Raw genomic sequence first — 20236 nt, 5'->3', positions numbered from 1 at the left:
CGGGGAGGACGGTCATGGACATCTTGGGCAAGCTCGCGAACGACCTGGAGCTGGTGCGGGCACAGGGGCGCTACCGGGAGTACCTGAACCTGGAGCGGCGTGTGGACCTCGCTCCAGGCGCTATCGCGCACGGGGAGGACGGTCCGAGCGACCTGGTTGTGTGGTGCTCTAACGACTACCTGTCGATGAGCCACCACCCGGTGGTCTTATCCGCGGTGGTAGAGGCTGTCGAGCGCGTTGGGCTCGGCACCGGTGGCGCGCGCAGCATCTCCGGTAACAGCATCTACCACCAGCAGTTGGAGACCGAACTCGCCGACCTGTACGGCAAACCCAAGGCGCTGCTGTTCAGCACCGGGTTCACCGCGAACGACTCGGCGCTGAGCGCGCTCGGGGCCCGGCTGCCCGGGTTGATCTACTTCTCCGACGAGCTCAACCACGCCTCGATCATCCGCGGTGTGCGGACCTCCGGCGCGGTCAAGCGGATCTTCCGGCACAACGACACCGGGCACCTGCGGGAACTGCTGGCCGCCGCCGACCCGGCCGCGCCGAAGATCATCGTGTTCGAGTCGCTGTACTCGATGGAGGGCGACTTCGCGCCGATCGAGGAGATCATCGCGCTGGCGGCGGAGTTCGGCGCGCTGACCTATGTGGACGAGGTGCACGCGGCGGGCAGCTACGGCGCCACCGGGTCCGGGTACGCGGAGGAGCTGGGGCTGGCCGACCAGATCACCGTCTTCCACGGCGGCTTCGGCAAGGGCTACGGCGGTGCGGGCGGCTACCTGGCGGGTCCAGTGGAGATCGTCGACACGGTCCGCTCGTTCGCGGTGCCGTTCGTCTTCAGCACCTCCTCGCCCGCCCCGGTCGTCGCCGGTGCGCTGGCCAGCGTGCGCTACCTGCGCGACAACGCCGACCAGCGCGAGGTCCTGCACGCCCGCTGCCGCCAACTGCGCGAGGCCCTGGCGGAGCTGCGGATCCCGGTGCTGTCGCAGGACAGCCACATCCTCCCGGTGCTGGTCGGCGACCCGCACAAGAACAAGGAGGTCAGCGCCCGCCTCCGGCGCGACCACCAGATCTACGTGCAGCCGGTCAACGCGCCCACCGTCCCGGCAGGCACGGAACGACTGCGGGTCACGCCGACCTCACGGCACACCGAGGACGACGTGGTGGCCTTCGGCAAGGCCATAGACCAGGTCTGGTCCTCAGTCGACCTGCCCCGGCTACCCCGCTGACCCCGCGGCCGGTGCCGTCCACTGGGGGGTGGCGGCACCGGCCACGGGCGTCGTCCCGCTGGGTAGGGTCGCGGGCATGACCGGCTACCTGAGCGGCATCGCCGCGATCACGGTGGACTGCGCGGACCCGGTGTCCCTGGCCCACTTCTGGCGCGGCCTCCTCGGCGGCGAGATCTCCGGCCCGGACGAGGACGGCGTCATCACCGTCGCTGTCGCTGGGGGGCCGAATCTGGATTTCGCGCCGGTGCCTGAGTCGCGGACGGTCAAGAACCGGCTGCATCTTGACCTGCGCAGCACCGATTTCGACGGGGCGGTAGCCCAGGCCATCGCCCTTGGTGCCACACGCGCCCCCGATCTCTACGACGGTGACGACTGGCAGGTCCTCCGCGACCCGGAAGGCAACGAGTTCTGCGTCCTCCGTCCCTGACCCCGTGGCATCCTGGACCGCGAGTGGGTCGGGGAGAACATGTGGGGGCGTGCGGGGTGGAGTGGGCGGTGGAGCTCGTCGAATGTGGTGACCTGGTGCAGGACGCCGACGAGTCGGGTTCGCAGGAAGAGGCTGAGCGGCGCTGGAATCGCTATGTCGAGTTGGTGGACGCGGTGACCGGGGCCGAAGGACCGGCAGGTGCCGCTGCCTTGGTTGCGTCACTGCGGGCCGCCCAGGACTACGGCGCCTATCAAGCCACTTACGCCGCCCTGCAGCAGTTTCCCCCGCAGGTCCTAGGCGAGGGAATCGCCGGTGCGGCGCAACAGCTGCTGACGATTCCGAGTGACAACGCGGGCATCGTCCTGATGCTCCTGGCCAAGACGGGCGAGGGTGCGGTGAGTGCGTTCGACGCGGCACTCGCGGCTGATGTGCGGGAGCGGGTGCGCGATCTGGTGGCCGAGCACGAGGCTGGGGAGTGGCTGAGCGAGGATCGTGGCGTTGTCACGGTTTCGGGAGGTCCGGCATGAGCGGCAAGGGCGAGTTGCACCAGATCGCGCTGAAGGGGACGGCGGAGCAGGCGGCGGCGGTGGTCGCGGCCGGGGGCGACGCCGGGCTGGCCGACTCGCACGGGTTCACGCCGTTGCACCTCGCGGCGCAGGTGCGCAATGTTGCGGTGGCCGAGGTGCTGTTGGCGGCTGGGGCGCCGGTGGACGCGGTGAACGAGTACGGGAACACCCCGTTGTTCGTCGCGGTGTTCAACTCGCGCGGTCACGGTGAGGCGATCGCACTGTTGCGCGCCCACGGCGCCGACCCGGCGAAAGTGAACAACGCGGGCCAGACCCCACTCGGCCTGGCCCGCCTGATCGCGAACTACGACGTCCGGCGGTTCTTCGCCGACATCGACTGAGGGAGACAGTGTGACTGGGGGAGTGCGACCAACATCGAACGGGTTCATCCCACACGGATCGCTCCTGGCGGCGGTGGGTGGGGCGTGAGCGAGGAGATCAGCGAGGCCGTGCTGGCGGCTGAACCGCGGATGGTGGCGGTGTTCGTGGCTGGGTGCGCGGAGCGCGTGTACCGGCGGTTCACCATGTCGCGCGGGGATCGGGCGAGGGATGTGGGGGTTCTCGTCGAGGCGGTAGACCGGCTGTGGGATCTGGACGCGCCCGCTGAGTCCTTCGCCGGGATGGTGACAGTGCTGAGGGGCTTTCGGGAACTCCGCGGCGACGAGGACATCAAAGACCTCGGCGCGTTCGAGGCGGTCGTGGCGACCCTGCACGCGACCGAGTACCGCGCCACCGGTGATCCGACCGCTGCCCTCGCCTGCGCCCACGCGGTCCGCACCGCGATGTGGCTGGCGGGCAGCGAGGAACTCGGCGACGTCGAGACCGCGCGGCAGCAGAAGGTGCTCGGCCTGGGCGACGTACCGCTGGCGCAGGTCCGCGCGGAGGACGCCGCCCTCGGCCGAGCATGGGCGGCGACATGAGGCGGCGCGCCACGTGGCTGGTTGTGTGCCTGCTGGCCACCCTTGTCGCGTGCGGTCAGGGGCATCGGCCCGAGTGCGACGGGCAGCAGGCGGTCGTGGATGACCTCCGCGCCGATCAGGTGCTCACCAAGGCCCCGCCCGGCGTCACCCGACAGAGCTACTACGACCAGCGGCCCTGCGACGACGAGGACGCGATCGGCACCGTGGGCTGGCACGGCGCGCTGCCCACCGCGGACCGCCCCGCGGTGCTCGACTTCTACCGCACCGAGGTCGTCGCGTCCGGCTGGCGGTTGGTGACGGACACCGAGGGGCCGACCACCTCGATCTCGAGCCTGGTGACCTCCGAGTTGTGCTTCGCCAACAACACCACCACGCCGCTGCGGGTCACCGTCGAGGGCAACCCGCGCGAGTCGACGTCGGAGATCTGGGTGGAGTTCCGGCCGGGCTCGGCGGGCTGCCAGTAGCCGCCACCCGAACGAGGGACTCGCTGCGCGCACCCCGCCAACTCGGGTAACGCTGGGAACAGACCACTGTGGACCCGGTGTGGCCGGGCGGATCCAAGCGCGGTGACCCCCTGGCTGGCGCCACCGCGGGCGAAGGCGCGGGTGGCTGTCATGGCGGTACTGCTCTATCGGCTCGGCTTGTCCTCGGTGCGGCGGCGCGTGCTGGTGGCGCTGGTCTGGCTGCTGGTGTTCGTGGCCACCGGCGTCGGCGCGTTCACCCTGTCCGGGGCGACCGTGTCCACGTTCCGCATCCCGGGCCAGGAGTCCACGACGGCGCTGGAACTGATGGGGGAGCGGTTCGGCGCCGCGTCCAGTGGTGCGTCCGCGCAGGTGGTCGTCGAGGCGCCGCCGGGGCGGACGCTGGTGGAGACCGAGGTCGCCGAGGACGTCAGTGCCGTGGTCGGCGACCTGCGGGCACTACCGGGCGTCGCGGCCGCCACCAATCCGGTGGACCCGTCCACCCCGGTCGTGTCGGCTGACCGGCGCATCGGTTACAGCACGGTGTCCTACCTGGTGCCCGCGCCGGAGATCACCGAGGCGCAGAAGGAAGCCTTGCGCGCCGTGGTCGAGAAGTCCCGGCCGGACGGGCTGACCGTCGAGGTCCGCGGTGACGTGTTGCAACCCACCGGCCAGGTGGGCGGTCCGGCCGAGGCGATCGGCGTGGTGATCGCGATGGTCGTGCTGGCCATCACCTACGGGTCGCTGGTCAGCGCCGGGATGAACCTGCTGACCGCCGTCGTCGGGGTCGGTATCGGCGCGCTGGGGATCGTGACGCTGACCGGGTTCATGGACCTGCAGGCGACCACCCCGGTGCTGGCGGTGATGCTGGGCCTGGCGGTCGGCATCGACTACGCGTTGTTCATCGTCACCCGGTTCCGGCACGAGTTGTTGGCCGGTCGACCAGTGGAGGAGGCCGCCGCGATGGCGGTCGGCACCGCTGGGTCGGCAGTGGTCACCGCCGGGTTGACCGTGGTGATCGCGCTGGCCGGGCTGTCGGTCGCCGGTATCCCGTTCCTGACCGAGATGGGCCTGGCGGCGGCGGGCACGATCGTGGTGGCGGTGCTGATCGCGGTCACCCTCGTACCCGCGATGCTCGGGTTCGTCGGCCGCAGGGCGCTGCCGCGCAAGTCCCGGGAGGAGGGTTCGCCGGTCCACGTCGACCACGGCTTCTACCGGCGGTGGGCGCACGGGGTCACCCGGCACCCGTGGCTGACGCTGGTCGCGGCCGTCGTGGCGCTGCTGGTGATCGCGATCCCCGTGCTGTCGCTGCGCACGTCGCTGGTGCAGCACCCGGACCGCGACAGCACCCAGGCGCGGGCGGAGAAGCTTGTGGAGGCCGGGTTCGGCCCCGGGTTCAGCGCGCCGCTGCTGGTGCTGGTCGATGGTCCCGACGCCGTCACCCGGGCGCCGGTGATCCGGGACGAGGTCGCCGCCCAGGCCGACATCGCCGTGGTGGCCGAGCCCCGCCCGAACCAGGCCGGCACCGCCGCGCTGATCACTGTCATCCCCGCGTCCGGGCCGGACTCGACGGAGACGAACGACCTGGTCCACGCGCTGCGGGACAACATCGCCGACACCCCGGGCGCCACCGTCTACGTCACGGGCACCACGGCGATCAGCATCGACATCTCGCACAAACTCGACCAGGCGCTCCCGCTCTACCTGGCGCTGGTGGTCGGCCTCGCGTTCATCCTGCTGATCCTGGTGTTCCGCTCGATCCTGGTGCCGGTGGTCGGGGTGCTCGGGTTCCTGCTGACCATCGGCGCGGTGCTGGGCGCCACCACGGCGGTCTTCCAGTGGGGCTGGCTGTCGGCGGTGGTCAACAGCAACTCCACCGGGCCGTTGATGAGCTTGTCGCCGATCATCATCGTCGGCATCCTGTTCGGGCTTGCCATGGACTACCAGGTCTTCCTGGTGTCGCGCATGCATGAGGCCTACGCGCACGGCGCTGATCCGCGCCGGGCCATCACCACAGGGTTCGGCCAGTCCGCCCCGGTCGTGGTCGCGGCGGCCACCATCATGTTCGCCGTGTTCGCGGGCTTCGTCCCCGAGGGCGACGCCACGATCAAACCCATCGGCTTCGCCCTGGCCATGGGCATCCTCTTCGACGCCATCATCGTCCGGATGGTCGCCGTCCCCGCCGCCCTGACCCTGCTCGGCCACACGGCGTGGTCCCTCCCGTCCTGGCTGCGCTGGCTCCCCGAACTCGACGTCGAAGGCGCCGCCCTGGAACGCGACATCCCGGCCCAGGCCACGACGTCCCCCACGCCCACCGCCCGGCACCCGCAGCCGCACTGAGTGCCAGGTCGCGTTTGCCGGACGGGTGAGCGAGGCATCCTGCGGGTGACACCGATCCCCGGCGGAGGAGAAGTCCATGGTGGACGTCGAGCGCAGCTTCACTGTCCATGCCGAGCCTGAGGCGGTCGTCGACTACCTCAAGGACTTCGCGCGCACCGAGGAGTGGGACCCGGGCACCGTGTCCTGCCGCCGGGTGGACGAGGGGCCGATCCGGGTGGGCTCGACGTGGCACAACGTGTCGAAGTTCCTCGGGTCGGAGACGGAGCTGACCTACCAGCTGACGGTCTCGGAGCCGAGAAGACTCCAGTTCGTCGGCAAGAACGACACGGCGACCTCCACCGACGACATCCGGGTCGGGCCGGGGGAACGACCCGGGGAGACCCAGCTGGTCTACCACGCGCACATCGAGTTCCACGGCGCGGCGAAGCTCGCGACACCCGTGGCCAAGATCGCGCTCGAGAAGCTGGGCAACGACACCGAGAAGAACCTGGTCCGGCTCTTCGGCGGCGCCCGCGCCTAGCTCGCGATGTCGTCGCTCGGGATCAGGCAGAACGGGTGCCCGGCGGGGTCGAGGAAGACGCGGAAGCCACCCTCCGGGTGCGGGGTGGTGACCCTGACGGCCCCGAGCGCCAGGACCTGGCGTTCCGCGTCGTCGATGTCATCGACCAGCACGTCCAGGTGCACCTGCTGCGAGCCCGTCGAGTCCGGGAACCGGGGCGCCTCGTGCTCGGCGGACAACTGGCACGCGATCCGCCTGCCGTCCGGATCGGTCACGACGTACCAGTCGTGCTCCTCCGTGGTGATCTCCCCGCCGAGCAACCCCGCGTAGAAGGCCGCCAGGCGCTGGGGCTCCCTGGTGTCGAACACAATGCTCCGCAACCGTCCAATCACACCCCCAGTCTGACACCCGTGCGCGTGGACGGCCGGGGCATATCCCGTGATCACGGTAGGCGAGATGGTCTGGGTCGGGTGGTGGTGGCTGTCGGAGTGACGGAGCGGCAGCTTCGTAGGCGTAAGCGGAGAAAGCTTCTGAGGGCGTGTTGTCATCGAGGGGTGGATGCGACTTCGCCCAAGGTGGCGATCACGGGGGTCAGTGCGGTTGTGCCGGGGTACGGGGCGGTGGGGGCTGAATTCGGGGAGCTCGTACCTTCCGAGGAGATCGTGGCGGGGGTGCGGCCTGCGCGGGGAGGGGACCTGCCTGCCACGTTCCTGAGGGACAAGCTGGGGATCGCGTCGGTGGCGACGACACACGCGACCGCGCGGTTCGCCAGGACGGCGATCGACCGGGGGCTGGACTGGGCGAAAGCCGACGAGTTGCCGAGACCGGCGACCAACCCCGACGTGCTGACCATGCTGACCAGGGCGATGGAGATCGCCCTGGTCCGGCACGAGGAGGTCGTCGGGGGACCGGTCGACCGCGCTGGGGCGATCGCAGGCCACCTGCACGTGGCCTCCGGGGCCGACAACGCCGCGGCGTACGGGTTGCCGGTGTGCCGCAGAGCGGTGGGGTGCCACAAACCGGGCCTCCCGATGGAGTTCATGGTCTCCGGCTGCGCGGGCCTGTTCTACGCGCTGCGGCACGCCGGTTTCCTGCTCCAGCACACCGACGCGCGGCACGACCCGGACGCCTACGTGCTGATCACCGCCGCCAACGACATGCTGCCGCTCGCCCACGGCCGGGCCAAGGCACCCGACGAGCGGCGCGAGGAGCTCGACGACTGGCTGTTCCCGACGATCTTCGGTGAGGCGGTCGGCGCCCTGGTGGTCGGGCACGCCACCGACCGCGCCGGGTGGGCCGTGGTGGACATGGCCTGGCAGACCGCCGCCGACGACTGGCGGGTCACCTTCGACCACGCCGACACCCCGCGCATGGTCATCCGCGCCCGCGGCGTCGGGTCCACCTTCCGCGAGAACGTGCCGGACGCGGCCCGCCGGGGATTGCGCGCCCTGGGCCTCACCGAGTTCGACGAGCTGCACCGCCTGTGCGTGCACGAGTCGAACCCCAACCTGGTCGCCGCCGCTGCCCAGGAACTCGACGTCCCGGCCGGACTGGTCCACAGCGTCAGCGCGGAAGTCGGCACCCTGGCGGGCGTTTCGGCGTTCTCCCTCCTGGAAGAGGCGTTCGCCAGCCACCACCCCGACGGGAAGGACGGCGTCGTCGCCGCACTGATCGGAGAGACAGGCCACGCCGTCGTCGTCGGCCACTTGGCCCTGCGCCACCACGCCTAGCCGCCCCCGCGTCCTGTTCGCCGTCGGGTAGCGACCTCGGCGAGCAGAACCGCACCGACAGCCAGGATCGCGGTCTCCAAGGGAGGTCGGTCGACTGGGGTCAGACCCAGACGACGGTGTTGTCGGCGGCTTTGTTGCCCATGACGCTGACGATGCCCGCGCGGCCGTCGGCGAAGAAGCGGGTGAAGATGCCCGCGGGGCGGCCGCCGAAGAGGAGGGGGCCGAGGACGGGGGCTACGTCGACCTCGTGGGGGTCGTCGGAGTCGTCGGAGACCATGGTGACTCGGCAGGTGGCGGGGGTGATGAACCGCTGGACGATGCTGGTGCCCGTGGTGGCTGCGGCGACTACGGCGGTCTCCCACTCGGCCGGGGAGGTCTCCTCGCCGATGAGGACCTGCTTGCCGCTCATCCCGAGGCCTTCCTTGAGCACCAACCGCTCCCGGTTGTCCACAGTGAACCGGAGCAGGTCGACCGGCTCATCGGCGTGGGTCGTCTTGCGGTCCGACAACACGCGGGTCCACGGCAGGTACTTGGCCACCAGGGCGCGCTCGGCCGCGCTCATCCACGGCCGCCCCTCCGACAGCAGACCCATGGTCAGCTTGCTGGCCAGGAACGTCGAGGTCTGGGTGCCCACCAGCAGCACGCCGTTGTCCAGCGCCTCCTGCACCGGCGCGGTGTCGATGCCCAACTCGTCCCAGTCCGGGATCGTGAAGTTCCGCAGCCCCAACGGGTACCGCTCCGGACCGGACCACGCCTCGTGCAGGTCCTCGGGTTCGAAGAACCGCGCGCGCAGGCCGTGGGCGGCGTAGTAGTCGGCCTCGATGTCGAAGTACCTGGTCGACGCGATGCCCTGGTCCCGCGCGCTGCCCACCAACGCCACCCGGGGCGCCACGCCCAACTCCGCCGCCAAGTCCCGGAACATGCGTTCCCGCACCGCGAACGGCGAGTGGAACCCGAACGGCACACGACCGTCGGCGTCGCCGTGCAGCGCCCGCCACACCAGCATCCGGCAGTGCGTCTCCACCGGGCCGCCGAGCGCGCCGCTGACGTTGAACTCCAGGAACTGCGGCCCGTCCGGCCCGATCACCACGTCCGGTCGCACCACGCAGTCGGCGTAGCGCTCCTCGGTGAACTGGTCGGCGACGAACAGCTGGTTCTCGCTCGCAGGCATCCCGTACGCGGCCAGCCGACCCGCCGTCGTGCCCGCGGTCTCCAGCGCGACCCGGCGCACCAGGTCCAGCAGCGCCACCGTCGCCCGGTACAGCTCGGCGTAGGACGCGCGCGGTAAGGCGATCGGCGCGGCGGGCAGCAGCGGCTGGTGCGGCCAGCCGGTGTCGCGGATCTCGTGCCGCAGCATGTCGCGGATCGTCGCGCTGGCGGCCGCGGGGGCGATCCGGTGCGTACCGAACCACGGGTGGTTGCCGGACATCAGAATTCCTTCGAGTCTACTGTGGACAGGGTACGGTTCCAGGCGGGAACACCACGAGAGGGAGACCGATGACGCTGCGCCAGGTGGGGGACAACGAGTTCGTGGAGGAGCACGGGGGTGACTACGAGGACTTCACCCCCGGCATGGTGATCCGGCACTGGCCGGGCCGCACGATCTCCGAGACCGACAACACCTGGCTGACGCTGCTCACCATGAACCAGCACCCGCTGCACTTCGACACCGCCTACGGCGCGCGGGCCGAGTACGGCCAGGTGCTGGTCAACAGCGGCATCACCCTGTGCCTGGTCGGCGGGATGACCGTGCAGGCGCTCTCGGCGCGCGCGGTGGCCAACCTGGGCTGGGACAAGGTGCGGCTCAAGGACCCGGTGTTCGTCGGCGACACCCTCTACGCCACCAGCCGGATCCTGGACAAGCGGCTGTCGAAGTCCCGCCCGGGCAACGGGATCATCACCGTCGAGACCACCGGCACCAAGTCCACCGGCGAGGCGGTGATCACCTTCGAGCGGGCGTTCCTGGTCCGCTGCCGCGAGGGCTGACACCGGTCTACCCGACCACGGCGGCCGCGGCGGCGGTGTCCTCGATGGCCATCCCCACGCCACGGAACACCGTCGTCCGGCCGTCCGGGACGTACCCGCTGTTCACCAGCGCGCCCAACTCGATCAGGTCGCACGGCGCCACCAGCCCGGCGTCGATCGCGACCCGGACCTCACCGGCGTCCTCCACCGCCGCGTCGCGCTCCTCGACGACGACCAGAGCCGACCCGAGCAACGCGGGCTCGACCTCGATGGCCTCCTCGTCGGTCCCGCCGATGATGTTGACGTGCGCGCCCCGCGCCACCCAGTCAGCCGCGACCACCGGGTCCGGGCCACTGGTCGACGTCGCCGTGCAGATCACCGCGGCGTCGGCCACCGCGGACCGAGCCGTGTCGTGCACCGACACCTCGTGCCCGAACTCGGCCCGCACCCACTCGGCGAACTCCTCCGACCGCGCCCGGGTCCGCGAGAACACCCGCACCGCTCGGATCGGCCGCACCGCTGACACGGCCCGCACCAACGCCCTGCCCTGCACGCCCGCGCCCACGATCGCCAACTCCGAGGCGTCCGGCGCCGCGCACAACCGGGTCGCCAGCGCCGCCACCGCGCCCGTGCGGACCGCGGTCAGCTCGGCGCCGTCGAGCAGCGCCGTCACCTGCCCGGTCGCCAGGTCGGTCACCACGACGACGCCGTGGATCAGCGGCAGCCCGCGCCCCGGGTTGTCCGGCGTCAACGTGGTGATCTTGACGCTGCCCACCCCGCGCCGCTCCCAGATCGCGGTCCCGGCCAGCAGCTGCCGCGCGGGCCCGTGCTCGACGATGGTCCGCGACGGCGACTTGACCTCACCGGCCGCCAGGTCGGCGAACACCTCGGCCAGCGCGTCGACCACCCGCACCACGACCTCGGTCCCGGCCATCTCGGCGGCGCTGACGAACCGCATCAGACCGCCACCTCCCGCTGCCCCAACTCCGCCACGACATCGACGATCAGGTCCTCTTGACCCGCGATCGCCTGCCGCCGCCCCAGCTCGAAGAAGACGTCCCGGGGGTCCACCCCGGCGCGGCTGGACGCGTCGAGCACCTGGTGCTTGAACCCGGAGAACACCCCGGCCAGACCGCTGACGATGCTCAGCGTCCCGGTGGTCGGCGGCGCGGGCATCAGCTCCCGCTCCGCGAACTCCGCCGCGTCGAGCAGCCCGTACAGGTCGATCCCGGTGCTGAACCCGGTGCGCTCGAGGACCGGGACCAGCACCTCCAGCTGCGTGTTGCCCGCTCCGGCGCCGAACCCGCGCGCGCAGCCGTCGATGATCGTGGCACCGGCCTGCGCGGCGGCCACCGAGTTCGCCACCGCCATGCCCAGGTTGTTGTGCCCGTGGAAGATCACCGGCACGTCGACGGCCGCGGTGATCGCACCGATGCGCTCGCTGACGTCCTGCGGCAGGAAGTACCCGGCGGAGTCCATCAGCCCGACGGCCTTCGCGCCGTAGCCGACAGCGGCGGCGGCGTGCTCGGCGAGCTGGGCCGCCGTGGCCATGTGGCTCATCATCAGCACGCAGTGCCCGTCGGCGCCCTGTTCGGCCAGCCAACCGAGGTGCCGCTCGGCCAGCGACGGCTCGGTGCAGTGCACCCCGATGCGGATGACGTCCGCGCCGTGCGCGATGGCCTTGCGCAGATCGCTCGACGTGCCCCAGCCGGGCAGCATGAACACGCCCATCTTGCTGCGCCGCAACGCCTCCCGCACGGTCGCCAGCATGAGGTCGTCGCTGACCGCCGCCCGCCCGACCTGCAGCGACGACGCGCCGAGCCCGTTGCCGTGGCCGACCTCCACCACCGGCACCCCGGCGGCGTCGGCGGCCTCGGCGTACCCGCGCAGCGCGGCGACCCCGAGCTGGTGGCGCACCGCGTGCTGGCCGTCGCGCAAGGTCGGGTCGTGGACCACCACCGCTGTCATGCCCGTGCCCCCGTTCCGCCAGCCGGGCTGAGCCGGGCCGCGTGCTGCTCGGCGACCAGGATGGCGGCCGAGTTGATGATGTCGAGGTTGCCCGCGTAGGGCGGTAGGACGTCGCTGGTCGCGGTGACCTCCACCGACACCACGACCCGGTCGCCGTTGACCGCGCAGGCGATGACCTGGTAGCCGGGGGCGAACGCCCGCACCCGCGCGGCGACCTCGTCGACCACGGCGCGCACCGCGCCCGCGTCCGCGCCCGGGATCACCGCGTGCACGGCGGTGCGGAAGGTCGCGGGCGGCACCGCCGGGCTGATGTTGAGGATCGCCTTGGTGTCGGCGACGTCGGTGAACGTGGTGACCGCGTGCTGGGTGGTCGCCACGTACTCGTCGAGGTTGAGCCGGGTCGCCCGACCGGCGATGGTGCTCGCCACGGTGGAGACGACCTCGAGGTAGTCGACCGCGAACCGCTCGGCCAGCGCGTGCGCGACCGGGATGGACGCCTGACCCCCGCAGCTGATCAAGCTCACGTCGCGGCCGGTGGTGCCGTGGGTGCCGGTCACCGTCGGCACCACCATCTGCCCGATCTTGCTCGGGGTCAGGTCGACCAGCAGCGTGGGCTCGTCGGCCAGCAGCCGCCAGTGCTCCAGGTGCGCGGCGGCGCTGGTGGCGTCGAACAGCACGTCGAACGGGCGCTCGGCGGCCAGGACCGCGTCGATCCCGCCGTCGCTGGTCGGGTAGCCCAACCGCGCGGCGTGCGCCAGACCGGCCGACGCGGCGTTGCGGCCGACGGCGAGCGCGAGGTCGAGCACGGGGGAGCGGTGCACCTTGCTGACCAGGTCCTGCCCGATCGCCCCGGTGCCGATCACCGCGACCCGGATCCGCCCGCCGCGACCGGTCTCGGTCGCCATTTCGGAGATGCTCATCGTGTTCCCCCGTTCTGGCCGAACCGCTCGGACCAGGCGTCGCCGAGCGCGACGGTGGCGCGGGCCAGGCGCGCGAACGGCGGGCCGACCATGTTCCCGTCGAGCACGGCGATCCCGCCGTCGGCGGCGCTGACCGCGTCGGTGACCCGGCGCGCGGCCCGCACCTGCTCCGGGTCGGGCCGCAGGGCGCCGTTGATGGTGTCGAGTTCGCTGGGGTGCACGGTGGCCTTGCCGTGGAAGCCCAGTTCGCGGACCCGCTCGATCTCCTCGGCGAGCACGTCGGGCTCGCCGAGGCGGAAGTTCGCGGTGTCCACGCAGCCGCGCTCGTGGCGCGCGCAGGCCAGCGCCATCTCCTGGCGGGCGGCGAGCATCCCGGCCCAGGTGATCGGCACCCCCAGCGTCGCGGCCAGGTCGGCGGAGCCGAGCACCAGCCCGTCGGCGGCGGCCGCGATCGCGTCCAGCTCCCGCAGCGCCGCGACCGTCTCCACGGTGACGTAGATCTGCGGGTGCGCGTCCGCCTCGGCGAGGGTGGCGCGCAGCAGGGCCACCTCCACCGGCGACTCGACCATCGTCATCACCACGAACCCGGGCTTGACCGGAGCCTCGGCCAGCATGACCAGGTCGAGGACGGCGGCGAGGGTGCCGAGCTGGTTGACCCGCACCGCCGCGTTGTCCGGTCGCGGCGCCTGCTCCAGCGCCGCCCGGCACACCAGCCGCGCCGCCGCCTTCTCCGGCGGCGGGACGGCGTCCTCGAGGTCGATCAGGTGCACGTCGGCGTCGTAGGACCACGCCTTGACCACGCGCTCCAGCGACAACGCGGGCGTGTAGAGGATGCTGCGCGGGATGGCTCTCACGGTAACGCCTTAGCGGCTGGGGCTCCCACCTCGACCAGCACCTCGCCGAGCCGCCGGATCTGCGCCTCGGTCTGGCCCGCGCGCAGCATGACCCGCAATCCCGCGGTGCCCCTGGCGACGATCGGGAAGAACACCGGCGAGACGTAGAACCCGGCCTCGTACACCTGTCGCCCGGAGTCGATCACGGTGTCGTCGGTCATCGGCACCACCCGGATCGGGTAGCTCGTCCCGGCCTGCTCGGTGGCGATGAGCGAGTCGAACAGCTCGATGTTGGTGTTGAGCCGCCCCTGCAGCTCCACCAGCTCCGGGCCGCGGTGGATCTCGGCCGAGGCCAGCGACGCGCCGACGGCGGCGGTGTTCATCGGCTGCGAGTAGCACAGCGCGCCCGCGAACCGCTCGATGACGCGGTGCGCGTGCTTGCCGTAGCCGTCGAGCACGATCGCCGCGCCGCTGGTGCCGAACGCCTTGTTCAACGTCGCCACGGTGATGGTGCGCTCGTCGCGGATCGGGTTGTGCGCGCGGATGTAGCCCATGCCGCGCTCGCCGTAGGCCGACACCGAGTGCGAGTCGTCGTAGTAGACGAGCATCCCGTACTTGTCCTGCAGCACCGCCAGCTCCTGCACCGGCGCGTACCCGCCGAGGCTGTCCGCGCCGTCGACGACGTAGCAGACCCGCTCGTACCTGCGGCACAGGTCTTCCAGGTAGTCCACGTCGTGGTGCGGGGCGGTGAGCACCTCGGTCTCGTCCGCGCAGGACGGCTTGGCGCCCGCCATCGACACGTGGCAGTTCTTGTCGAACGCCATCACCGGCCGGGTCCCGTTGCCCAGGTGGCCGGAGGCGATCAGCGGCAGCAGCCCGGCGCTGGCCACCCCGGCGGAGATCGCGGTGACCACGTCGCCGCCCCACAGCTCGCCCAGCGAGGCCTCCAGCTCCAGCAGCGCCGGGATCTGCACCCGGCTGCGCGGGATGCAGTGGTCGAGCACCCCGAAGCGGCGCAGCGCGGTCACCGCGCCCTCGATGACCTCGGCGTGGGAGTCGAGGTCGAGATAGGAGCAGCAGGTGAAGTTGATGAACTCGTGGCCCTCGGCGGTGCGCAGCACCCCGTTGTCGAGCTCGGCGACGATCCCGGCGACCCCCTCCTGCTCGGAGCGGTCCCAGAACGCGTTGCCGACCCCGACGGCCTTGTCGTTGTTGCGGTACCGGTGCGTCGGGGTGATGGCCTGGCGCGCGGGCACGTCCGCGATGTCGGTCATGACGCGCTCCCGGCGGCGGGCTGGTAGTTGTAGACGCCCTTGAGCTTGCGGAACAGCATCGTGTACAGCGCGACGCCGAGCACGTACGGGCGGCGCAGGATCTTGGGGTCCTTGAGCCAGAAGTTCATGTTGATGTTCATGTCCTCCAGCGACTCCGCCTGGTGCCACCAGCCCAGCGGCAGGTACAGCATCTGGCCCGGCTCCAGGATCAGCTCGCGGCGCTCGGCGAGCTTGGCGACCAGCCGCGGGAACTTCTTGGCGTCGACGTTGTCGAAGTCGAAGGCCTGCGACTTGTCGCCGAAGCCCTGGCGGACCGAGCGCGGGTAGTACTCCCAGAACCCGGGCGGGGCCAGCACGAACCGCTTGCGGCCCTGCAGCGCGATGTTGAAGTTCTCCAGCTCGTCGAAGTGGCTCTGGGTGAACACGCCCTTGTGGCTGATCCACAGGTTGGCCGCGTTGAGCGAGCGCCGGTAGTCGAACAGGTCCTCGGCGTCGAAGCCGAGGATGGCGTTGACGTCGGCCGGGCTGTCGCGGATGTTGGACACGATCCGGTTCCAGGCGCCCGGGTCGGTCAGGTACCTCTCGTCGGCGAAGAACTCGCTGAGCTGGATCTCCGTGGTGGTCCAGCGCTCGGAGTTCTGCTTGTTGCTCGGCTCGGTGAACAGCGTCACCCGCATCCCGCCGAGCCGCTCGGCGACCCCCTCGCGGCCGAGGCCGCGCACGCTGTCCGGGAGGTTGATGATGACCGGGACGTCGGCGCGGATCAGCGCCTCCCGCCCGAAGGCGAGGAACTCGTCGAAGTCCATCCGGGGGACCGGCAGGCCCCCGAGCTCGACCGGTTGTGTGCTCACTGGTTCCCTCACTGTTCTCGTGCCGCCATTCCCGGTTCCCGCACCGGCCGCCTCCTGCGCAGCGCGGGCTGCCCGGCGGCGCTCAGCGCCACCGCGACCGCCCCGCCACCCACCGCGGCCCACGCCGCCGCGTCGAACCCACCGGACTCCGCGAGCCAGCCGCCCGCGCCGGTGCCCAGCGCGATGCCCAACGCGCCCGCGCTGGAGAGCCAGGAGAACCCCTCCGACAGCGACCCCTTGGGCGCCAACGCCTCCAGCAGCGTGCTGCCCGCGATCAGCCCCGGCGCGATGGCGATCCCGGCGACCACCGCGAGCCCGGCCATCACCAGCGACGACCCGGCGAACGCCAGCGGGACCGCGCCGAGCACCAGCACGGTGGTCGTGGCCACCAGCAACTTCTCCTGGGGCAGCTTCCAGTCCACCGCGCCGAACACCGCGCCCGCCGCGAGGCTGCCCACCGCCGTCAGCGACAGGAACACCCCGCCCATGCCGGGCGTCCCCTGCTCGCGGGCGAACGCCACCATGGTCACGTCGATGGCGCCGAGCAGGAACCCCATGCCCGCGTACGCCACCATCAGCACCTGGACCCCGGTCACCGAGATCGCCCGCTGACCGCCACCCTCGTCCAGCGGTTCGACGACCGGCTCGGAGCGGGTGTGCAGGGCGACCGCGATCGAGCCGACCGTGGTGAACGCGACGCACGCGACCAGCCCGGCGGCCGGGTGCACGGCGGTCGCGAGCACGGTGACCAGCAGCGGGCCCAGCAAGAAGATCGTCTCGTCGAGCACCGACTCCAGCGCGTACGCGGTGCGCAGCGTGCCCTGCTCGACCAGCGCGGCCCAGCGGGCGCGCATGAACGAGGTGAACGACACCGACGCGCAGCCGGTGGCCACGGCGGCCAGCACGAGCAGCGGCAGCGGGGCGCCCAGCATGATCGCGGTGACCAGCGTGCTCAGCGCGACGGCGTGCACGGCGCAGGTGGTCAGCAGCACCTTGCGCTGCCCGACCCGGTCGGCGAGCCTGCCCAGGACCGGGCTGGCCAGTCCCTGCGAGATCAGCATCGCCGCGGCGACGACCCCGGCACCGGCCAGCGACCCGCTGATCGCGGCGACCAGCAGCAGGCAGCCCAGCGAGCGCATCGCGATCGGGAACCGACCGACCACCCCGTAGAGGCCCAGGGTGAGCGCCCCCGGCTCCCTCAGCAGTCGCGGATACGCCCCGAACCCGGATTTAGCGGGCACTGACACAATGCTCCTGTCGGTCTGAATGAGCCCGTGGAATGTGATCGCCGACGGAAATACCCGGATCGGAGAATACCGTCGAACACCGGTCCCCGCCGAAATGCGCACCCCGGCCACCGGCGCCCGACAACCGGGCCCCGGGTGGCGATTGGCCATGTTAGGTGGGCCATCACCGGGTGTCAATTCCGCCGAACGCGACCGGATATGCGGCTGAACGGCCCAAGCCGACTCACCCGCACCGGGGATTTCCGGCCGGTACCCGAAACCGATTTCCTGGGGAAAGTCCGGTCTTGTCCACGCCCATTCCCTTTCCGTTCGCCCGCCCGTCGCGCGCACCCCACCCGGGTAGGAGATCGCACCCACCGTGACGGCCGTTAGGGGGACACCCGCGGTCGTGGTCGACGACCTGCGCCGGAGCGGAGGTGGCCGGGCGCACGCCGGATATCCGTTGACGCCGCCGGTCGCGGTGGGTGACGATGGCGCCATCGCACGACCGAGCCGAGAGGAGCCGCCATGTCGGCCGTCACCCACCGCCGCGGGCGCGGCGAACGCCGGTCGCGGCGATTCGACGGACGGGGCCTCCTGTGCTGACCTGAGCGGTCGCACACCTGGAGCCACCCGTCGGCGCGCCGACCCGGGTGGCTTTTGTTTTTCCCCCGCCCCGATACCCCTAGTGGTTCACTTAACGGTTCACCCCGGCTCCCATAGCTCAGTGGAGAGAGCGCCGCGCTACGAACGCGGAGGTCCCAGGTTCAAGTCCTGGTGGGAGCACTCCAGAAAACGGCAAGAGGACACCGATGACCAGCGAGACCACCCTGCGAACCCGCCTCATCCAGCGGACCCTGCGCGTCGCGCGGGCGGGCGGACCCGGCGGCGACAGCTCCCCGGTCGCCCGCCAGCTCGACATCGCCCTGATGAGCGCCGGGTTCAAGGCGTCGCGGGAGCTCGTCGAGCACGTCTCGTCGTTGGCGAAAGAGCAGGCCGTGTCCCTGTCGACGGGGGTCGTCGTCGCCGTGCGCGCGTTGGTCGGTGACCAGGTCGCGCACAACCCGTACTTCCGCCGGTTCCCGCGCGGGGTCCCCGACACCGTGGAGTTCTGGCTGCGCGAGCTGCGCTCGGCCGCGGGCTCCGGCGAGCAGCCAGAGGTCCGGTTCGGCGTGATCAACCTGCTCTCGCTGCCCCGCTACGGCCGCGTCCAGCACACCTACGAGGAGATGCTGGCCGAGCACGACGAGTTGCTGCCGTCCCTCAAGGACCGCGTCACCGTCGTGCACCTGGGCGGCGACTTGGACGAGGAGATCACCACGACCTTCCTCGCGCTGGCCGGGTCGACCACGCCGCTGGAGTCCTCGGACCTGCGGCTGTTCGCTACGCTCGCCGCGCTGCGGGTCGACCTGGTGCCCGAGTCCATCCCGGTGCGGGAGAGCCGCGGGGTGCTGAACGCGGCCCGACTGGCGGCGGGCCTGCCGCTGGTGGCGGTCGACACCGTTGTCGACGTGCTGCGGGTGGCGTGCCAGGCCAGCGGCGGTGACGTGACCCTGCTAGAGCCCACCCGGTTCCGCGGGTTCCGCCGTGCCGAGCGACGCGTGCTGATGGGCGCGCTCGACCAGGTCATCGCGGGCAACGAGGGCAAGCTCGGCGACGTCAACCGCTACTCCGGCCGCTTCAAGCGCCTGGGGGAGCGGCTGCACCCGCACGAGTACCCGGCGTTCCCGCACGCCCAGGACGTGTTCGCTGTCGCGCGTGGTGAGCGGGTCGCTCGGACCATGGCTGGTCGCGCGGAGGTCGCGCTGGCCGCGGGCGAGGTCGCGCAGGCGGCACGGGTGCTCGCGGCCGCGCCGGGTCTGCTGTTCCGGTCGTTGGACCGGCTGCTGCGGTCGGCGAGCGGTCCCGAGGAGGCTGACAAGGTGTTGGCCACCGCGGGTTCCGTGGTGGAGTCGGTGTCGGGCCGAGTGCTGTGCTCGGTTCGCGAACACCTCGGCAACCGGACGCAGCACGACTTCGCGCGCTTGTTCGTCAACCGTTCCGGCCGTCCGTGGATCACGGCGGACACGCGGCGCAGGCTGGCCCCGGAGGTCGTGTACTCGGCCACCACGATGCTGGACGAGGAACTGCTCAGGCGCCTGCCCGCCTACGACCGACTGGTGGTCGACCCGGAAGTGCTCCCGGTAGCGCTGCCGTTGTCGGGTAAGGCAACCGCAGATGGTCTCGATGTCCTCCCGCGTGGTACTCGCACACCGGTCGACGGTGACCTGCTGAGGTTCTTCACCTATTGGCGGCAGAGCAAGCAGCGCACCGACTACGACCTGTCCGTTTCGCTGCTGGACGAGAACTTCGACCTGCAAGACCAGGTGTCGTGGACGAACTACCACGCTGACGGCGCTGTCTACTCCGGTGACCTCACCGGTGCGCCTGACGGCGCCACCGAGTTCATCGACCTCCCGCTGCGCGCTGTCTCCGCCCGCTATGTCGTCCCCCAGGTCGACATCTACTCGGGGGAGGGCTTCACGGAGGTCGTGGAGTCGATGTTCGGCTGGATGGTGCGTGACGGGGAGCAGCAGGGCGCGCCGTTCGAGCCGCGCACGGTCCGCATGCGCTCCGAGTTGCGCGGTACCGGCCGGGTGGCGCTACCGGTGATGTTCGAACGTGACCACACGGGGAAGTGGACCGCGATCTGGCTGCACGTGTACCTGTCCGGGTCGCCCAAGTTCAACCAGGTGGCGGCCACCACGTCCACGGTCGGCACGGTGGCGGCGACGATCGGCCAGCGCCACTACCTGACCGTGGAGCACGTGGTGGACATGCTGGCTGGCAAGGCGGGATCGGTCACCACCTGGGTGCCGGGCCTGCGCCTCGACGGTCCGGTGACCTTCATCGGCCTGCACCGCCCGGACGGATTGCCCGAGGGCTCGACCGCCATCACGCTGGACCGGTTGTCGGACCTGGTTCCGAACTGACTAAGATGCTGACCGCGAGGCCATGAAGGCGCTTCCTCCTCACTCGCTCAGGACG

The 20236-nt window shown here is 71.2% G+C and carries 20 protein-coding genes and 1 tRNA gene; 12 read left to right on the top strand and 9 right to left on the bottom strand.

Annotated features, from left to right (window positions below):
• Positions 1 to 14: 14 nt before the first annotated feature.
• From hemA to LV79_RS15700, 8 genes are all read left to right on the top strand, one after another.
• Entirely contained in the window at positions 15 to 1229 is a 1215-nt protein-coding gene (gene hemA, locus LV79_RS15735; protein ID WP_253837202.1) for a 5-aminolevulinate synthase, read from the top strand.
• Between the two features lie 76 nt (positions 1230 to 1305).
• Positions 1306 to 1656, top strand: a complete 351-nt coding sequence (locus tag LV79_RS15730) for a VOC family protein (protein ID WP_253837200.1) — start codon at positions 1306 to 1308, stop codon at positions 1654 to 1656.
• A gap of 68 nt (positions 1657 to 1724) precedes the next feature.
• Positions 1725 to 2183 carry a hypothetical protein gene (locus tag LV79_RS15725; RefSeq protein WP_253837198.1) on the top strand — a complete coding sequence of 153 codons (459 nt, stop codon included), beginning with the start codon at positions 1725 to 1727 and terminating at the stop codon, positions 2181 to 2183.
• A complete protein-coding gene (locus LV79_RS15720) occupies positions 2180 to 2563 on the top strand; it encodes an ankyrin repeat domain-containing protein (RefSeq protein WP_253837195.1) in 384 nt (127 codons plus the stop codon). The genes LV79_RS15725 and LV79_RS15720 overlap by 4 nt, the downstream gene beginning before the upstream one ends.
• An 84-nt stretch (positions 2564 to 2647) precedes the next feature.
• A complete protein-coding gene (locus tag LV79_RS15715) occupies positions 2648 to 3142 on the top strand; it encodes a hypothetical protein (protein WP_253837193.1) in 495 nt (164 codons plus the stop codon).
• Positions 3139 to 3606, top strand: a complete 468-nt coding sequence (locus LV79_RS15710; RefSeq protein ID WP_253837191.1) for a hypothetical protein — start codon at positions 3139 to 3141, stop codon at positions 3604 to 3606. The genes LV79_RS15715 and LV79_RS15710 overlap by 4 nt, the downstream gene beginning before the upstream one ends.
• A gap of 150 nt (positions 3607 to 3756) precedes the next feature.
• Positions 3757 to 5943 carry an MMPL family transporter gene (locus LV79_RS15705; RefSeq protein WP_253837189.1) on the top strand — a complete coding sequence of 729 codons (2187 nt, stop codon included), beginning with the start codon at positions 3757 to 3759 and terminating at the stop codon, positions 5941 to 5943.
• A gap of 76 nt (positions 5944 to 6019) precedes the next feature.
• Entirely contained in the window at positions 6020 to 6463 is a 444-nt protein-coding gene (locus LV79_RS15700) for an SRPBCC family protein (protein ID WP_253837187.1), read from the top strand.
• Here LV79_RS15700 and LV79_RS15695 read toward each other — a convergent pair.
• Entirely contained in the window at positions 6460 to 6834 is a 375-nt protein-coding gene (locus LV79_RS15695) for a VOC family protein (RefSeq protein WP_253837185.1), read from the bottom strand. The two genes, LV79_RS15700 and LV79_RS15695, sit on opposite strands and share 4 nt — an antisense overlap.
• 345 nt (positions 6835 to 7179) lie before the next feature.
• Between LV79_RS15695 and LV79_RS15690 the strand changes: the two genes are divergently transcribed.
• Positions 7180 to 8172 (top strand): beta-ketoacyl-[acyl-carrier-protein] synthase family protein, encoded by a 993-nt coding sequence (locus LV79_RS15690; RefSeq protein ID WP_253837183.1) that lies wholly within the window; start codon positions 7180 to 7182, stop codon positions 8170 to 8172.
• A gap of 100 nt (positions 8173 to 8272) precedes the next feature.
• Here the strand turns inward: LV79_RS15690 and LV79_RS15685 are convergent, their stop codons facing one another.
• Positions 8273 to 9601 carry a hypothetical protein gene (locus LV79_RS15685; RefSeq protein ID WP_253837181.1) on the bottom strand — a complete coding sequence of 443 codons (1329 nt, stop codon included), beginning with the start codon at positions 9599 to 9601 and terminating at the stop codon, positions 8273 to 8275.
• Between the two features lie 68 nt (positions 9602 to 9669).
• Here LV79_RS15685 and LV79_RS15680 point away from each other — a divergent pair, with 68 nt between their 5' ends.
• Positions 9670 to 10158, top strand: coding sequence for a MaoC family dehydratase (locus LV79_RS15680; protein WP_253837179.1), 489 nt, complete (start codon positions 9670 to 9672; stop codon positions 10156 to 10158).
• A gap of 7 nt (positions 10159 to 10165) precedes the next feature.
• Here the strand turns inward: LV79_RS15680 and LV79_RS15675 are convergent, their stop codons facing one another.
• Genes LV79_RS15675 through LV79_RS34475 form a run of 7 tightly spaced genes read right to left on the bottom strand, consistent with a single transcriptional unit; the run spans position 10166 to position 17224 of the window.
• Positions 10166 to 11095: an ornithine cyclodeaminase family protein gene (locus tag LV79_RS15675; protein WP_253837177.1), complete on the bottom strand. Its 930-nt coding sequence runs from the start codon at positions 11093 to 11095 to the stop codon at positions 10166 to 10168.
• A complete protein-coding gene (dmpG, locus tag LV79_RS15670) occupies positions 11095 to 12105 on the bottom strand; it encodes a 4-hydroxy-2-oxovalerate aldolase (RefSeq protein WP_253837175.1) in 1011 nt (336 codons plus the stop codon). The genes LV79_RS15675 and dmpG overlap by 1 nt, the downstream gene beginning before the upstream one ends.
• Entirely contained in the window at positions 12102 to 13025 is a 924-nt protein-coding gene (locus tag LV79_RS15665; protein ID WP_253837166.1) for an acetaldehyde dehydrogenase (acetylating), read from the bottom strand. Before LV79_RS15665 ends, dmpG begins: the two co-directional genes overlap by 4 nt.
• Entirely contained in the window at positions 13022 to 13879 is an 858-nt protein-coding gene (locus tag LV79_RS15660; protein ID WP_253837164.1) for an HpcH/HpaI aldolase/citrate lyase family protein, read from the bottom strand. Before LV79_RS15660 ends, LV79_RS15665 begins: the two co-directional genes overlap by 4 nt.
• On the bottom strand, positions 13876 to 15132 hold the full coding sequence (locus LV79_RS15655) for an 8-amino-7-oxononanoate synthase family protein (RefSeq protein WP_253837155.1): 1257 nt from the start codon (positions 15130 to 15132) through the stop codon (positions 13876 to 13878). Before LV79_RS15655 ends, LV79_RS15660 begins: the two co-directional genes overlap by 4 nt.
• A complete protein-coding gene (locus LV79_RS15650; RefSeq protein ID WP_253837146.1) occupies positions 15129 to 15983 on the bottom strand; it encodes a cupin-like domain-containing protein in 855 nt (284 codons plus the stop codon). Before LV79_RS15650 ends, LV79_RS15655 begins: the two co-directional genes overlap by 4 nt.
• Before the next feature lie 8 nt (positions 15984 to 15991).
• Positions 15992 to 17224: an MFS transporter gene (locus LV79_RS34475; RefSeq protein ID WP_253837144.1), complete on the bottom strand. Its 1233-nt coding sequence runs from the start codon at positions 17222 to 17224 to the stop codon at positions 15992 to 15994.
• Positions 17225 to 17922: 698 nt separating this feature from the next.
• Here LV79_RS34475 and LV79_RS15640 point away from each other — a divergent pair.
• Both LV79_RS15640 and LV79_RS15635 read left to right on the top strand, forming a co-directional pair.
• A tRNA-Arg gene (locus LV79_RS15640) sits at positions 17923 to 17995 on the top strand.
• Between the two features lie 26 nt (positions 17996 to 18021).
• The gene (locus LV79_RS15635; RefSeq protein ID WP_253837142.1) at positions 18022 to 20181 is read left to right on the top strand and encodes a TerD family protein; all 2160 of its coding nucleotides are present in this window, start codon (positions 18022 to 18024) and stop codon (positions 20179 to 20181) included.
• Positions 20182 to 20236: the final 55 nt, after the last annotated feature.

Source organism: Actinokineospora globicatena (genome assembly GCF_024171945.1).
GTDB classification, from domain to species: Bacteria; Actinomycetota; Actinomycetes; order Mycobacteriales; family Pseudonocardiaceae; genus Actinokineospora; species Actinokineospora globicatena.
The sequence above is the reverse complement of the archived record's forward strand: the minus strand, read 5'-3'. Positions and strand labels throughout refer to the sequence as shown.